The organism is Parasphingorhabdus sp. (genome assembly GCF_039982395.1).
Lineage (GTDB): Bacteria > Pseudomonadota > Alphaproteobacteria > Sphingomonadales > Sphingomonadaceae > Parasphingorhabdus.
In genome coordinates this window covers 492,238-505,718 of the sequence record NZ_JBDWYO010000006.1, presented here as the reverse complement: position 1 = coordinate 505,718, position 13,481 = coordinate 492,238, and the positions used below count along the sequence as shown (strand labels likewise).

The following is a 13,481-nucleotide window of genomic DNA, read 5'->3' as shown; positions in this document are numbered from 1 at the left end:
TAATTAAAAACTATATACTATCGTCGATCTGGGTCAGCTCGACCAACCGCTCATGAAATAACCGCTTCGCTTCGCGAAGGCGCTGCTGCTCGGCATAACTTTCTTCCGTAAGATCGTCCTGCACCCGCCGTGTTGCCTCCGCCAAAGCCGCTTCCAGTCCGGGGCGCGCTGTTACCACTTTTATCGCTTCTGCCAAATCCCGATGCGCCCGTTCGATCAATAGCGAAGGGGCATCGTCTGGCAGTTTGCGGTTGAAAGAGAAATTCAGCGCGTCGGCCCGTAACAGCCCCTTTGCGACATTATAACAATCTGTCTTCTCCAATATGGTAAGAAGGCCCTTCATATCAAGCGTTTCTTTGCTCATGGCGACATTGATTAACTCGCCCAGCAAGGCCTGGAGCGGCGAATCGGCCAATTTGATCGCGCTGAGCTCTTCAAAATGGCTGGAAATCCGGCATGGATGGCGGATCAGGCCTCCCAATATACCCTTGGCAATCTGCAGATCATAGCCTTCGATCAAAAAGGACTTTGTGTCGTCCATCGGGTTATGGGAAATAAATTTTGACGGAAATTTACGATTTACGCTCTGTGGGCGCCGTTGCTCGGAACGATTGTCCCGTTGCGCAAAAAAGGCGGCTTGATAACGTTCGTGAAATACCTGCCAGTAATGTTGACCAATATCTTTGTCGGCGATGTCCCGCACATGGTCGGACAGGCGTTTCTTCAAGCCTGCCTTGGTTTCCGGAGTATTGAGCGGTTCGGCATCATATTCCGCTTGCCAAATCTTGTCGTCGAGCATCTGCGGCTGCGCGATCAAGGCGGCAAAAGCCTGTGCGCCGTCCGACCGGATCAGATCGTCGGGGTCTTGTCCGGCAGGAAGGGAAATGAAATTCAGGCTGTGCGACGGCCGCAAGATTGGCAAAGCCCGCAAAGCAGCCCGCATAGAAGCTTTCTGGCCGGCGTTATCGCCATCAAAGCAAAGAATGGGGGCTTCAACCATTTTCCAGATGCGCTCTATCTGATGTTCGGTCAGCGCGGTGCCCAGAGGAGCCACAACATCCTCGAACCCGGCCTGCGCCAAAGCGATTGCGTCCATATAGCCTTCTACGACCAATATCCGGCCCGTCTTGCGGGAAGCAGGAGAGGCTTTGTCCAGGTTATAGAGCGTACGGCCTTTGTCGAACAATGGCGTATCGGGGCTATTGAGATATTTGGGTTCGCCATCACCCAATATCCGGCCGCCAAAGGCGATCACCCGACCGCGCGGATCGCGGATCGGGATCATCAATCGGCCGCGAAAACGGTCATAGGGGTCCTTGTCATCCACCTTGATCAACAGGCCGGCCTCAATCAACTGGTCCAAGCCGTGAACGGACAAAGCCTCTTTCAGTCGCCCGCGGGAATTGGGGGCAAAGCCAAATCCGAATTCGCGGATGGTTTTCTCGGAAATACCGCGATTTTTGAGATATTCCCGTGCCGCGGTCCCCTCAATCCCGTTAAATTGCGTGACAAACCAATCCTGTGCTGCCGCCATGACGTCATGAAGGGTGGCACGGGTTTCCTGCCGCTGCGCCGCTTGAGGATCGGGGGCAGGGACTTCCATCTGGGCTTCGGCGGCGAGATCCTTGACCGCGTCCATGAAGCCCAGCCCGCGCTGCTCGGTCATCCAGCTGATCGCATCACCATGGGCACCGCAACCGAAGCAATGGTAAAAACCTTTTTCGTCGTTGATCGTGAAACTGGGTGTCTTCTCGTTATGGAACGGACAGCAGGCTTTAAATTCCCGGCCCGCCTTCTGTACTTTCACCGTCCGCCCGATCAGAGTCGATAGCGTCACCCGCGACCGCAGTTCTTCAAGCCATTGCGGGGTTAGGGTCATATGTCCCCCTCCCGCTTGCGGGAGGGGCTAGGGGTGGGATTACTCTTCAGAGCACGTTCAATCTGTCCAATCACTCCCTCAACATTGCTCAAAACATCATCATTTGCGAATCTGAGAACCTTGTAGCCAAGCTGCACAAGATCGCCGGTCCGCTTCGCATCATAAGCTTGTTGTGTTTCATGCGAATATCCATCAATTTCAATAATCAGTCCGAGTTCACGGCAGAGGAAGTCTGCATAATAAGGACCTACGGGCATTTGTCGGCTGAATTTGCGTCCGCTCACCTGCCTCTTGGATATATATTTCCATAGCTCTCGTTCAGCCGGCGTGGCCTGATTGCGCAGGGATTTGGCGCGATTGGTGTTTCTTGGTTTGAAAGCTACCACTTCAATTTCTTTTCAGTCCCACCCCTAACCCCTCCCGCAAGCGGGAGGGGGATTCTTAGCTCAGCCCAAAGCCGCCTTCACCATGGCGCTGGCTTTGCTCATGTCGATTTCGGTGCCGTGGCGTTTTTTCAGTTCGCCCATCACCCGGCCCATGTCTTTCATGCTGTCAGCGCCGAGTTCGCTCTTGATGCCATCGATCAAAGCGGCGGTATCTTCCTCGCTCAATTGGGCGGGAAGAAACTCTTCAATCACCGACAATTCCATTTTCTCTGCCGCGGCCAGTTCGGTCCGACCGCCGCTTTCGAACATGTCTATCGATTCGCGGCGCTGTTTTGCCATTTTCTGAAGCACGTCCGTGACCATCGCATCGTCGTCTGGCGCATCACCCTTGGTGCGCAGTTCAATGTCCTTGTCCTTGATTTTGGCCATTATGCTGCGTGTTGCAGCGGTGCGATCCTTGTCGCCGGCCTTCATGGCGGCAATTTGCGCGGCTTTCACGGTATCGCGAATCATGGCGGTCCTCATATTTTTGGAATAAGCGACCACCATAGCGGGAAGATAATTTTTTTCATAGATTGTGACGTCAAAAATCTGGCCCTAGGTCCCATGAAATTTTGCGCCCAAGACGTCCTGAAAGGAACTGCCATGACCAATGCCCATAATCCCGACGCTCCCGAGGGTGCAACTGGGATATTGGTATTGGCCGATGGCACGATAATCTGGGGCAGGGGCTTTGGCGCAATCGGCTCTGCGGTGGGTGAAGTCTGCTTTAACACCGCGATGACCGGCTATCAGGAAGTGATGACTGACCCGAGCTATGCCGGGCAGATCGTAACCTTCACCTTCCCCCATATCGGCAATGTCGGCACCAATGACGAGGATGTTGAGGCGGACAGCCCGCATGCTCTGGGCTGCATCATCCGCGAGGATGTGACGGCACCGTCCAATTTCCGCGACCAGAAGCCGTTTGACCAGTGGATGACGGAGCAGGGCCGGATCGGAATTTCCGGCGTGGATACAAGGGCTTTGACGCGGCGGATCCGCGAAGCGGGAGCGCCCAATGCGGTGATCGCCCATGATCCCGATGGTCAGTTTGATATCGATGAATTGCTCGGTAAAGCGCGCGGTTGGGCGGGGCTGGAAGGCATGGACCTGGCCAAAGATGTGACCGGCCATCAGACACAATTGTGGGACGGCAAAGGGCAGGGTGCCGGCATCTGGCGATTGGGCCATGGCTATGCCCCATTGGAAGAGATGGAAGCATCTTCATCCCGGCCGCATGTGGTGGCGCTTGATTTTGGCGCGAAGCGCAATATCTTCAGAAACCTTGTTAAGGCTGGCGCAAAAGTAACTGTAGTTCCTGCTAAAACATCGCTCGATGATATTTTGGCATTGAAGCCGGATGGCGTCTTTCTGTCCAACGGACCGGGCGATCCGGCGGCTACCGGTTCCTATGCGGTCCCAGTGATCCAACAATTGCTGGAAGCGGATATGCCGCTCTTTGGCATCTGTCTGGGCCATCAAATGCTGGCGCTGGCAGCGGGCGCCAAGACGGTCAAAATGCATCAGGGCCATCGCGGTGCCAATCATCCGGTGCAGCGTATCGGCGGAGGATGGGATGAAACCGAAGGGCTGGTCGAAATCACCAGCATGAACCACGGGTTCGCGGTCGATGGCGACAGTTTGCCGGACAATATTCGCGCCACCCATAAAAGCCTGTTCGATGGCAGCAATTGCGGCATTGAAATAATCGGCAAACGCGCCTTTGGCGTACAATATCACCCCGAAGCCAGTCCGGGGCCGCAGGATAGCTTCTATCTCTTCGCAAAATTTGTCGGGGGGTTGGGGTGAAAAACGACGTAGAAACCTTCGTCTCTTGGCTTAAGCAGTTCGAGTTGGCTTTGCCTGATGATGTTGCTTCAAAGATCACCGTAGGACCTGCCTCTTCAAATAGAAGTGCATATATCGACCTTGAAGCGGTGGATGGGCGAATGGGTAGATTGATCCTTCATGAATTTGGTGGTGCCACTGCAGAAATTTTTGATTGCAACGGCGAGCAATTAGACCTGTCATTAGCTGTTAAAAAGATGGGAGGCTGGGAACGGGTCTCTTCTGAAAAATTTGACGAAGCATTCGAACCGTTCACTAACCTTTTTCTTACTAGTGAATCGACAATTTGATGCCGAACACAACCAACATCTCCCCAATGCTAATTCTTGGCCTAATCCAATGAGCGGACCTATAGATCCTGCCCATCTTGCCGAAGAATGGGCAATTGATGACGAAATCTTGCAAAATATGGCCGCCGGTGGCGATTTGTCGCATGTTGTGCGCGAAATTAACGTGCAATTTGTTGGCGCGGTCGCGGACCTGAACAAGTTCAAGAATGACGCCGCCAAATGGGGCTTTCGTTCTGCTCTGGTCTCGCAAGAGGATGAGGGCTGGGTGATCGAGTTGCAGATTGATCTGGACACGCAGCGCGAGACGGTCCGCGAACTGACCCGCAAATGCCTCGAGATCGAAAGCGAATATGACATCGACCATGATGGCTGGGGCTGCTTTGCCTGCAACGAAAATGGCGAAATATCAGATGAGAACCCTGCATAATGCCCAAAAGAACTGACATAAAATCCATCCTCATCGTTGGTGCTGGCCCGATCATTATCGGACAGGCTTGCGAGTTTGATTACTCCGGCACGCAGGCGTGTAAGGCGCTGAAGGAAGAGGGTTACCGGATCATCCTGGTCAACTCCAATCCGGCGACGATTATGACCGATCCGGAAATGGCGGATGCGACCTATATTGAACCGATCACGCCCGAAATTGTCGAAAAGATTATCGAAAAAGAGCGTCCTGACGCAATCCTACCGACAATGGGCGGGCAGACGGCGCTGAACACGGCGCTGACGCTCAACAAAATGGGCGTGCTCGACAAATATAATGTCCAGATGATCGGCGCGGATGCCGAAGCCATTGATAAGGCCGAGGATCGCGAGAAGTTCAAGGCGGCGATGGACAAGATCGGTCTGGAAAGCCCGCGGTCTGCGGTCGCGCATAGCGAAGAGCAGGCGCTGGAGATATTGGAAGATATCGGCCTGCCAGCGATCATGCGGCCCAGCTTCACCATGGGCGGCACCGGTGGCGGGGTGGCCTATAACCGCGAAGAGTTCATCCATTTCATCCGGACATCGCTGGAAGCCTCTCCAACCAATGAAGTGTTGATCGATGAATCGCTGATTGGCTGGAAAGAATATGAGATGGAGGTTGTCCGCGACAGTGCCGACAATTGCATCATCATCTGTTCGATCGAAAATGTGGACCCGATGGGTGTGCACACCGGCGACAGCATTACGGTCGCGCCGGCGCTGACCCTGACCGACAAAGAATATCAGATCATGCGCAACGCCTCTTTGGCTGTGCTCAGAGAAATAGGAGTCGAAACAGGGGGTTCTAACGTACAGTTCGCAGTCAATCCGAAGGATGGGCGGCTTGTTGTCATCGAAATGAACCCGCGTGTGTCGCGCTCTTCTGCGCTCGCATCCAAAGCGACCGGCTTCCCGATTGCCAGCGTCGCCGCGAAACTGGCAGTGGGCTATACGCTCGACGAAATTGACAATGACATTACCGGTGTGACCCCGGCGTCATTTGAGCCGACAATCGACTATGTCGTCACCAAGATACCGCGTTTTGCCTTTGAAAAGTTCAAGGGCGCGGAGCCATTGCTGTCCACCGCCATGAAGTCGGTCGGTGAAGTCATGGCCATTGGCCGCAATATCCATGAATCGATGCAGAAGGCCCTGCGTGGTCTGGAAACTGGTCTCGACGGCTTCAACCGCGTGCAGGCGCTGATCGGCGCACCGCGTGAGGATATTGCGGCAGAACTGGCCCGGGCCACGCCCGATCGGCTGTTGGTGGCCGCGCAAGCCATGCGTGAAGGTTTCTCCAATGATGAAATCCACGCGATTGCCGGCTTTGATCCTTGGTTCCTGTCCAGAGTTCGCGAAATCATCGATGCTGAGCAGGATGTCATGGACAATGGCTTGCCCAATGATGCGCAAGGCCTCCGCAAGCTGAAATCCATGGGCTTTTCGGATCAGAGACTCGCCAAGCTTGCCATTGATTCCGTTCATGTCGCAGGCGGAACGGGGCGCGCGGTCGCAGGTGGTAACGGGCTGGTTCATGACGCCCTTGCCGCCATGGCTGGTGTGACGAGCGAGGACGATGTCCGGGCCTTACGGCACAAGCTGGATGTGCGGCCCGTGTTCAAGCGTATTGATACATGTGCAGCGGAATTTGAAGCGAAGACGCCCTATATGTATTCAACCTATGAAGCGCCTATTTTCGGTGCTCCGGAGTGCGAGGCGCAAACGTCCGGTCGCAAGAAGGTCGTTATATTGGGCGGCGGACCGAACCGGATCGGGCAGGGGATCGAATTTGACTACTGCTGCTGCCACGCCTGTTTCGCGCTTTCGGACGCGGGTTTTGAAACGATCATGGTCAACTGCAATCCGGAAACCGTGTCTACCGATTATGATACGTCGGACCGACTCTATTTCGAACCGCTGACCGCTGAAGATGTGCTGGAAATCCTGCATGTTGAACAGCAGACCGGTGAACTGGTCGGTGTTGTTGTGCAATTTGGCGGGCAAACGCCGCTGAAACTGGCGCAGGCGCTGGAAGATGCGGGCATTCCGATCCTCGGCACCTCTCCGGATGCGATTGATCTGGCCGAAGACCGCGAACGCTTTGCCCAGCTGGTTAACAAGCTGAAGCTGAAACAACCGGAAAACGGCATGGCCCGGACCCGCGACGAGGCGGTAACCATCGCCGAACGTATCGGCTATCCGGTGCTGATCCGGCCCAGCTTCGTGCTGGGTGGCCGGGCGATGGAAATCGTCGATGGACCGGCACAGCTGGAAAATTATATCAATACGGCTGTGCAAGTGTCTGGCGACCAGCCAGTGCTGGTAGACCAATATCTGCGCGATGCGATTGAAGTCGATGTCGATGCAATTTGCGATGGCGACGAAGTGATCGTCTGTGGCGTGCTGCAACATATTGAAGAAGCCGGTGTCCACTCGGGCGACAGCGCCTGCACCATTCCGCCTTATAATCTCAGTGACGAGATCATCGCGGAAATGGAACGGCAGACCGAAGCGCTGGCTTTCGGCCTGAAAGTGCGCGGGCTGATGAACATTCAATTCGCGGTGAAAAATGGCGAAGTCTATCTGATCGAGGTCAATCCGCGCGCTAGCCGGACTGTGCCTTTTGTTGCCAAGGCTATCGGTACGCCAATCGCGAAGATCGCTTCGCGCGTGATGGCGGGAGAGAAGCTCAAGGACTTGCCGGCCATCGACCGGCATATTGACTATATCGCGGTGAAAGAGGCGGTCTTCCCGTTCAACCGCTTCCCTGGGATCGATCCGGTCCTGTCGCCGGAAATGAAATCGACCGGCGAAGTCATGGGCATTGATCAGAGCTTTGCGATTGCCTTTGCCAAGTCGCAGCTCGGCGCGAATACCCGCCTACCGGATAACGGAACGATCTTCATCTCGGTCAAGGAAACCGACAAGAAGGTGATAGAGCAGGGCGCGCGACTGGCCGACAAGCTGGGGTTCAAGCTGATCGCCACGTCCGGAACCGCAGATTATCTGACGGAGAAGGGCATCAAGGTCCAGAAAGTCAACAAAGTGGCGGAGGGCAGGCCGCATATTGTCGACCTGATCAAGGATGGCGAGGTCAATCTGATCTTCAACACAACCGAGGGTTGGCAGTCGCTGAAAGACTCGAAATCGATCCGGGCGGCGGCGCTGGTTGGCAAAATTCCCATCTACACAACCGCCACCGCAAGCAACGCTGTAATGCAGGCAATTGAGGCCATGCGCGACGAGACTCTTGAAGTTCGCGCCTTACAGTCCTATTATAAGGCTTCGCAGACTTAATTTTCCGACATTTTGTCACACTGCGGGCGGTCTTCATCACGGGGCGCGCCGGAAAACTGTTTTTGACGCTGCACGGCTGAAATCGGCGGCGTATCAGTAAGGAAAGGCCAAAAAATGGCTGTAGAAAAAGTACCAATGCTCGTCGAGGGCCATGTAAAAATGGAAGCCGAATTGAAGGCGCTCAAAGAAGAGCGTCCGATCATTGTCGACGCTATTGAAACCGCGCGAGCGCATGGTGATCTGTCGGAAAACGCTGAATATCATGCGGCGAAAGAACGTCAGGGGCAGGTGGAAGCCACTATTGGTGATCTTGAGGACAAGCTGTCCCGCGCCCAAGTCATCGATCCGACGACCTTGTCGGGCGACAAGGCTGTGTTCGGTGCGACGCTGACCTTGCTCGATGAAGATGACAAGCCGGTGAAATATCAATTGGTTGGTCAGGCAGAAGCCGATGCCAAGGCGGGTATGATCAGTTACAATTCGCCAATTGGCCGGGCTTTGATCGGTCGTAGCGTTGGCGAAGAAATTGAAGTGACCGTCCCGGCAGGCGACAAATATTTCCTGCTCGACAAGATCGAGTTTATCTAAACCCGATGCACATGCCGGCGGGAAAACTGACCAACGGACTGATCATTGCCAATGTCGTGATCTTCCTTGTGGTCTGGATTTTTGGCTGGGATCAGGAAGCATTGTTGCGCGGCGGGATGTTCCCGATCCGGTTGAGCGGTGAACCTCTGGATTTAGCGGAATATGGGTGGCTTGTTCCGGCCTGGTTGACGCCCATGTCTTCAGCCTTTCTGCACAGCGGAATCCTGCACATCAGCTTCAATATGTTCATGCTTCTATTCTGTGGCCGTTATGTTGAACAGGCACTGGGGCCGCAGCTCATGGCGGTCCTATACGTGATTGGCGCTTATGCCGCTGCGCTAGCCGAAACCGTTGTCGATAGCAGCTCGATGGTGCCGATGATCGGGGCAAGTGGCGCTATCTCTGCGATATTGGGGGCTTATGCTCTGCTATTTGCGCGCAACAAGATCGACCCGATTGGGCCGATCCCGGGCTATGTTATCCGTATCGTCTGGCTGACCCTGGCGTGGATCGGGATCCAGCTTTTGGTCGGATTCGCGACAAGCGGCAACCTGCAAGGCATTGCAATCTACGCGCATATTGGCGGATTTGTGGCGGGCCTGATATTGACCAGACCGCTGCTGGGGTGGCGTTTCAGAAGCGCTTAAGCGTCTTCCGGCAGATCCGGTTCGAGCAGCTTGTGCATGTGAACGACCACATATTTCATCTCGGCATCATCAACCGTCTGCTGGGCTTTTGAGCGCCATGCTTCTTCGGCTTCCTCGTAATCGGGATAGACACCGACGAGGTCGATCTGGTCTAGATTTTCAAATTCCAGCCCGCGTGGATCCTTGACCCGTCCGCCCATGACCAGATGAATTTTGCTGCGTGATTCGCTCATTTTTTGCCCTGATTCTCTTCTTTTACCGCATCTTGTGCTGCGACCATCGCGGTCTTAGCAGCCTCGATGGCTTTGCCAAACAGATCTTTGAACTGTGCGCGCATATTGTCGTTGTTCAGACCCATTTCATTGACCTGATCGCGGCTTGCATCCTTGGCCGCTTCATAAGCTGTTTTCGCGGTTTCGTTGATTTTGCGACCCGCGCCGCCGACCAATTTTGTTTCAGCTTTGCTCTTTGGCAGCAACGCGCCAATCAAAACGCCCAAGGCGGCGCCACCAGCAACAATTGCGAGCGGGCTACTGGAAATCGTCTCTTCGGACTTTGCCACCGCTTTTTTCGCGGCATCTTTGGTTGCTGCCACGCTGACCGCTGCTTTCTCGCGTCCTTCTCCAAGCAATGCAGCGGCGCGCGCTTTGCTTTCGGACATTTTTTCACGCGCAGCGACAGAGCCATCGCTGGCAATTTCTTTCGCCGTTTCAAGCCGTTCCCGGGATGCTGCGCGGGCTTTGTCTATGTTATCGGTCAATTTATTCATCATCTATTCCTCGATATTGTCTGGCTCGGATAGCTTGCGTTTGGCGATCAGCTTGGCAATGGGTTTGCGCATTGCGATCAAAGTCGCGGTTGCCGCGACGGTTGCGGTAATGCCCGGATTGGCCTTGATCCCATTGAGCGCGCTGGTTCCGGCTTTCTTAACCCGTCCAGCGGCCTGGTTCTTGGCCTCTGCCACCAGATTGGAAGGCTTCAACCGTTCTTTGGTCGCCGCCGTGTCTTTTTTCAAAATGTCTCTCGCCTGATCCCGTTCCATCGCCAGGTCGCGCAGGCTGAATATATCGTCATTATTTTTCGGCATTATCATTCTCACGCATCATTTTCATCCAACGGTAGTTTTCTAGCCCGTTTAATCGCCATGCCCATCATCACCGTGGCAATCAACAACGCTGAACCCGTCACGATGCCGGTTGCTGCCAAAGGACCAAAATAGTCCGACAAGACAAGCAAGGCGCCCAAAATCAACGCGATGATCGCCATGGTTCCGAATATGATCGCAACAGCAAAGAGCGTCAAAAGGCGTTTTGTGGCTGCCATATTGACCGTCAATTTGGTGCGATAATATTCGACTTCGGCATGAGCAAGAACTCGCACGTCCTCGATCAGACCGGAAACCTCGGATGATAGAGACTTGGCGTCTGTTTCGTCCGCAACAGGGGCGGTCATGTCTTCGGGAAGACGCTCGTCATCCAAAACTGGAGTTTCCTTGTCCTGTGGCATTCGTCACCCGCAAATATGGTGGCGGCATGCTACACTCATGCGTCGCGATCATCCATCCCTGATTTGATCAGACGAGAGATTAGAAAACCTACGACAGCGGCGGCACCGATTGCAACGGCAGGGCTTTTGCGAACATAGCCGCGCGCGTCTTCAACCATGTCGTCCACTTCTTTGGAATTGAGCTTTTCCGCAAATGACGAGACCGCATCGGCTGCCGAACGGGCATAATCCCCATATTGTTGGCCGACATTTTCGTCGATGGTCTTGGCGCTATCCTCGATCATTTGGCTGAGGTTCTCGATCGCATCGCCGGTCCGGTCCTTGCCCTGTGTCGCTGCTGATTTGGCTTTTGACAGCGCGCGTTCCTTGAAATCACTGGTCGTTTCGGCGCTGCTCGCGGCTGCTTTGGTCGCCGCAGCTTTCAAAGGAGCCGCTTTCCGGGCCTTTGTTGTGCGCGTTTCGGATGTGTCTTTTTTGGGAGCGGCTTTTCGGGGAGCGGCTTTCTTCGCGGCGGGCTTTTTCGCTGCAGGTTTTTTTGCCGCGGTTTTTGTCGTCTTTCCAGCCGTCTTTTTGACTTCTGCCATGTTCAATCGTCCTTCTTCAAATTGCCCCTTGCCAATATTCCGCAAACCGAAAGCTATCGATTTGCAGTTCCCATATATGGAAATGGTATCATTTGCTTTGAAATCAAGGGGAAAAGCAACGAAAAAGCAGTTCAATGGATTGCAAGAAGCCGGTCATCGCGATAAGGGCGTTGCCAACAAATTTACTTCAACCGGAGCATCATCATGACCGCAATAATCGACCTTCATGCCCGTCAAATTCTGGACAGTCGTGGCAACCCTACTGTTGAAGTCGATATATTGCTTGAGGATGGCAGCTTCGGTCGGGCTGCGGTTCCATCCGGTGCATCAACGGGCGCCTATGAAGCGGTTGAATTGCGCGATGGCGACAAGAGCAAATATCTGGGCAAAGGCGTTCTTAAGGCGATTGATGCCGTCAACGGTGATATTAAAGACGCGCTAATTGATTTCGATGCGGAGGATCAAGAAGAGCTCGATGCCGTCATGATTGCCCTTGATGGTACACCCAATAAAGCAAAATTGGGCGCCAATGCGATTTTGGGTGTTAGCCTGGCAGCGGCCAAAGCAGCAGCGGACGCCCGCGGTTTGCCGCTCTATCGATATGTTGGTGGGGTTTCCGCTCATGTCCTTCCAGTGCCGATGATGAACATCATCAACGGCGGTGAACATGCTGACAACCCGATTGATTTTCAGGAATTCATGGTAATGCCGGTTGGCGCGGACAGTCTTGCGGAGGCCGTTCGTTGGGGTTCTGAAATCTTCCACACATTGAAAAAGGGTCTGTCGGAAAAAGGCTTGGCAACAGCGGTTGGTGATGAGGGCGGTTTTGCGCCCAACCTGGGTTCCACCCGCGAAGCGCTCGACTTCATCATGGCGTCTGTTGAAAAGGCCGGATTTAAAATTGGCGACGAAGTGGTTCTTGCTCTGGATTGTGCGGCGACCGAGTTTTTTCACGATGGGAAATATCATATCTCTGGCGAAAACAAGGTGCTCAGCCCGGCGGAAATGTCAGACTATCTGGCCGCCCTTTGCCGTGATTATCCCATCAAATCGATTGAGGACGGCATGTCGGAAGACGATTTCGAAGGCTGGAAGCTGATTACCGATGCGGTTGGTGACACGGTCCAATTGGTAGGCGACGATCTTTTTGTAACCAATCCCGAGCGCCTCTCTATGGGCATCACGGATGGTCTGGCCAATTCCCTGCTGGTGAAGGTCAACCAGATCGGAACGCTTTCGGAAACATTGGCGGCAGTGCGGATGGCGCATAATGCATCTTATACCGCGGTGATGTCACACCGGTCCGGCGAGACCGAAGATTCGACGATTGCGGATCTGGCGGTCGCGACCAATTGCGGCCAGATCAAAACCGGTAGTTTGGCCCGCTCGGATCGCTTAGCGAAATATAATCAGTTGATCCGGATCGAAGAAGAATTGGGCAATGTTGCGCGCTATGCAGGGCGTTCCATTTTTAACGCATAATCTATTCCTCTTTGTTTTGAGTCGCTTGGTCGCCAATCGCTCAAAATATTCGTTAAGGCGCTTGCCAGCGAATCACTTTTCTGATTCAAGGCTGGTCTATGGCGCAACGCGAAAAAATTTCTGGTTTGATCAAAGCGGCTCTTGGGCCCGGATTCGCAGTGATGACTCTGCTTGCGATCGCTGGCTATGCCGTGCTCGGACCGACAGGCATTTTGGCTTGGGGAGACTATCAAGCACAGCTGGAAACTCGCGGGCTTGAGCTGGCTCAGTTGAAAACCGAGCGTGATTCATTGAAAAACCGAGTGTTGCTGCTTGATCCAAAAGGCGCTGATCCGGATTTGATTGGTGAACTGCTGCGCAAGAAGGTGAATGTCGTTCATCCGGACGAGATTATCGTTCCGTTGAAATAGTGATTGGCTATATTACAGCAAAATCACAAGTTTTAGTCTGTCAACGCTTCTAAGTGC

Annotated in this window: 17 protein-coding genes; 9 read left to right on the top strand and 8 right to left on the bottom strand. The window is 54.0% G+C overall.

Annotated features, from left to right (window positions below):
• Positions 1 to 10: 10 nt before the first annotated feature.
• From dnaG to ABJV08_RS12630, 3 genes are read right to left on the bottom strand one after another with little or no spacing between them, the layout of a single operon-like run.
• Positions 11 to 1,879: a DNA primase gene (dnaG, locus tag ABJV08_RS12640; protein WP_348037820.1), complete on the bottom strand. Its 1,869-nt coding sequence runs from the start codon at positions 1,877 to 1,879 to the stop codon at positions 11 to 13.
• Positions 1,876 to 2,265, bottom strand: coding sequence for a DUF559 domain-containing protein (locus ABJV08_RS12635; RefSeq protein WP_348037822.1), 390 nt, complete (start codon positions 2,263 to 2,265; stop codon positions 1,876 to 1,878). Before ABJV08_RS12635 ends, dnaG begins: the two co-directional genes overlap by 4 nt.
• Before the next feature lie 60 nt (positions 2,266 to 2,325).
• Complete coding sequence (locus tag ABJV08_RS12630) at positions 2,326 to 2,778, bottom strand: GatB/YqeY domain-containing protein (protein WP_348037824.1); 453 nt, start codon at positions 2,776 to 2,778, stop codon at positions 2,326 to 2,328.
• Positions 2,779 to 2,910: 132 nt separating this feature from the next.
• Here ABJV08_RS12630 and carA point away from each other — a divergent pair, with 132 nt between their 5' ends.
• The 6 genes from carA to ABJV08_RS12600 all read left to right on the top strand — a co-directional run bounded on the left by carA (position 2,911) and on the right by ABJV08_RS12600 (position 9,442).
• Positions 2,911 to 4,116, top strand: coding sequence for a glutamine-hydrolyzing carbamoyl-phosphate synthase small subunit (carA, locus tag ABJV08_RS12625; protein WP_348037826.1), 1,206 nt, complete (start codon positions 2,911 to 2,913; stop codon positions 4,114 to 4,116).
• Positions 4,113 to 4,445: a hypothetical protein gene (locus tag ABJV08_RS12620; RefSeq protein WP_348037828.1), complete on the top strand. Its 333-nt coding sequence runs from the start codon at positions 4,113 to 4,115 to the stop codon at positions 4,443 to 4,445. Before carA ends, ABJV08_RS12620 begins: the two co-directional genes overlap by 4 nt.
• 49 nt (positions 4,446 to 4,494) lie before the next feature.
• Positions 4,495 to 4,872: a ribonuclease E inhibitor RraB gene (locus tag ABJV08_RS12615; RefSeq protein ID WP_348037830.1), complete on the top strand. Its 378-nt coding sequence runs from the start codon at positions 4,495 to 4,497 to the stop codon at positions 4,870 to 4,872.
• Complete coding sequence (gene carB / locus ABJV08_RS12610; RefSeq protein WP_348052433.1) at positions 4,872 to 8,207, top strand: carbamoyl-phosphate synthase large subunit; 3,336 nt, start codon at positions 4,872 to 4,874, stop codon at positions 8,205 to 8,207. The genes ABJV08_RS12615 and carB overlap by 1 nt, the downstream gene beginning before the upstream one ends.
• Positions 8,208 to 8,321: 114 nt before the next feature.
• A complete protein-coding gene (gene greA / locus ABJV08_RS12605; protein WP_348037833.1) occupies positions 8,322 to 8,795 on the top strand; it encodes a transcription elongation factor GreA in 474 nt (157 codons plus the stop codon).
• Between the two features lie 11 nt (positions 8,796 to 8,806).
• Complete coding sequence (locus ABJV08_RS12600) at positions 8,807 to 9,442, top strand: rhomboid family intramembrane serine protease (RefSeq protein WP_348037835.1); 636 nt, start codon at positions 8,807 to 8,809, stop codon at positions 9,440 to 9,442.
• On the opposite strand, the gene ABJV08_RS12595 is transcribed toward ABJV08_RS12600, so the two are convergent.
• Genes ABJV08_RS12595 through ABJV08_RS12575 form a run of 5 tightly spaced genes read right to left on the bottom strand, consistent with a single transcriptional unit; the run spans position 9,439 to position 11,532 of the window.
• Positions 9,439 to 9,675: a DUF4170 domain-containing protein gene (locus ABJV08_RS12595; protein WP_348037837.1), complete on the bottom strand. Its 237-nt coding sequence runs from the start codon at positions 9,673 to 9,675 to the stop codon at positions 9,439 to 9,441. The genes ABJV08_RS12600 and ABJV08_RS12595 overlap by 4 nt on opposite strands.
• Positions 9,672 to 10,211 carry a hypothetical protein gene (locus ABJV08_RS12590; RefSeq protein ID WP_348037839.1) on the bottom strand — a complete coding sequence of 180 codons (540 nt, stop codon included), beginning with the start codon at positions 10,209 to 10,211 and terminating at the stop codon, positions 9,672 to 9,674. Before ABJV08_RS12590 ends, ABJV08_RS12595 begins: the two co-directional genes overlap by 4 nt.
• Positions 10,212 to 10,214: 3 nt before the next feature.
• Positions 10,215 to 10,529 (bottom strand): hypothetical protein, encoded by a 315-nt coding sequence (locus ABJV08_RS12585; RefSeq protein ID WP_348037841.1) that lies wholly within the window; start codon positions 10,527 to 10,529, stop codon positions 10,215 to 10,217.
• 8 nt (positions 10,530 to 10,537) lie between these two features.
• Positions 10,538 to 10,948: a phage holin family protein gene (locus tag ABJV08_RS12580; protein WP_348115305.1), complete on the bottom strand. Its 411-nt coding sequence runs from the start codon at positions 10,946 to 10,948 to the stop codon at positions 10,538 to 10,540.
• 35 nt (positions 10,949 to 10,983) lie between these two features.
• A complete protein-coding gene (locus ABJV08_RS12575) occupies positions 10,984 to 11,532 on the bottom strand; it encodes a hypothetical protein (RefSeq protein ID WP_348037845.1) in 549 nt (182 codons plus the stop codon).
• A 76-nt stretch (positions 11,533 to 11,608) separates the two neighbouring features.
• Between ABJV08_RS12575 and ABJV08_RS12570 the strand changes: the two genes are divergently transcribed.
• From ABJV08_RS12570 to ABJV08_RS12560, 3 genes are all read left to right on the top strand, one after another.
• Positions 11,609 to 11,740 (top strand): hypothetical protein, encoded by a 132-nt coding sequence (locus tag ABJV08_RS12570; protein ID WP_348037847.1) that lies wholly within the window; start codon positions 11,609 to 11,611, stop codon positions 11,738 to 11,740.
• On the top strand, positions 11,737 to 13,014 hold the full coding sequence (eno, locus tag ABJV08_RS12565) for a phosphopyruvate hydratase (RefSeq protein ID WP_348037849.1): 1,278 nt from the start codon (positions 11,737 to 11,739) through the stop codon (positions 13,012 to 13,014). Before ABJV08_RS12570 ends, eno begins: the two co-directional genes overlap by 4 nt.
• 98 nt (positions 13,015 to 13,112) lie before the next feature.
• Positions 13,113 to 13,424, top strand: coding sequence for a septum formation initiator family protein (locus ABJV08_RS12560; protein WP_348037851.1), 312 nt, complete (start codon positions 13,113 to 13,115; stop codon positions 13,422 to 13,424).
• Positions 13,425 to 13,481: the final 57 nt, after the last annotated feature.

Coding starts and splice junctions, on each gene's coding strand:
- ABJV08_RS12595 (WP_348037837.1), bottom strand. CDS start 9,675: ATGAGCGAATCACGCAGCAAAATTCATCTGGTCATGGGCGGACGGGTC.
- ABJV08_RS12560 (WP_348037851.1), top strand. CDS start 13,113: ATGGCGCAACGCGAAAAAATTTCTGGTTTGATCAAAGCGGCTCTTGGG.
- ABJV08_RS12600 (WP_348037835.1), top strand. CDS start 8,807: ATGCCGGCGGGAAAACTGACCAACGGACTGATCATTGCCAATGTCGTG.
- carA (WP_348037826.1), top strand. CDS start 2,911: ATGACCAATGCCCATAATCCCGACGCTCCCGAGGGTGCAACTGGGATA.
- carB (WP_348052433.1), top strand. CDS start 4,872: ATGCCCAAAAGAACTGACATAAAATCCATCCTCATCGTTGGTGCTGGC.
- ABJV08_RS12590 (WP_348037839.1), bottom strand. CDS start 10,211: ATGAATAAATTGACCGATAACATAGACAAAGCCCGCGCAGCATCCCGG.
- dnaG (WP_348037820.1), bottom strand. CDS start 1,879: ATGACCCTAACCCCGCAATGGCTTGAAGAACTGCGGTCGCGGGTGACG.
- ABJV08_RS12630 (WP_348037824.1), bottom strand. CDS start 2,778: ATGATTCGCGATACCGTGAAAGCCGCGCAAATTGCCGCCATGAAGGCC.
- ABJV08_RS12575 (WP_348037845.1), bottom strand. CDS start 11,532: ATGGCAGAAGTCAAAAAGACGGCTGGAAAGACGACAAAAACCGCGGCA.
- ABJV08_RS12585 (WP_348037841.1), bottom strand. CDS start 10,529: ATGCCGAAAAATAATGACGATATATTCAGCCTGCGCGACCTGGCGATG.
- ABJV08_RS12580 (WP_348115305.1), bottom strand. CDS start 10,948: ATGCCACAGGACAAGGAAACTCCAGTTTTGGATGACGAGCGTCTTCCC.
- eno (WP_348037849.1), top strand. CDS start 11,737: ATGACCGCAATAATCGACCTTCATGCCCGTCAAATTCTGGACAGTCGT.
- ABJV08_RS12570 (WP_348037847.1), top strand. CDS start 11,609: ATGGAAATGGTATCATTTGCTTTGAAATCAAGGGGAAAAGCAACGAAA.
- ABJV08_RS12615 (WP_348037830.1), top strand. CDS start 4,495: ATGAGCGGACCTATAGATCCTGCCCATCTTGCCGAAGAATGGGCAATT.
- greA (WP_348037833.1), top strand. CDS start 8,322: ATGGCTGTAGAAAAAGTACCAATGCTCGTCGAGGGCCATGTAAAAATG.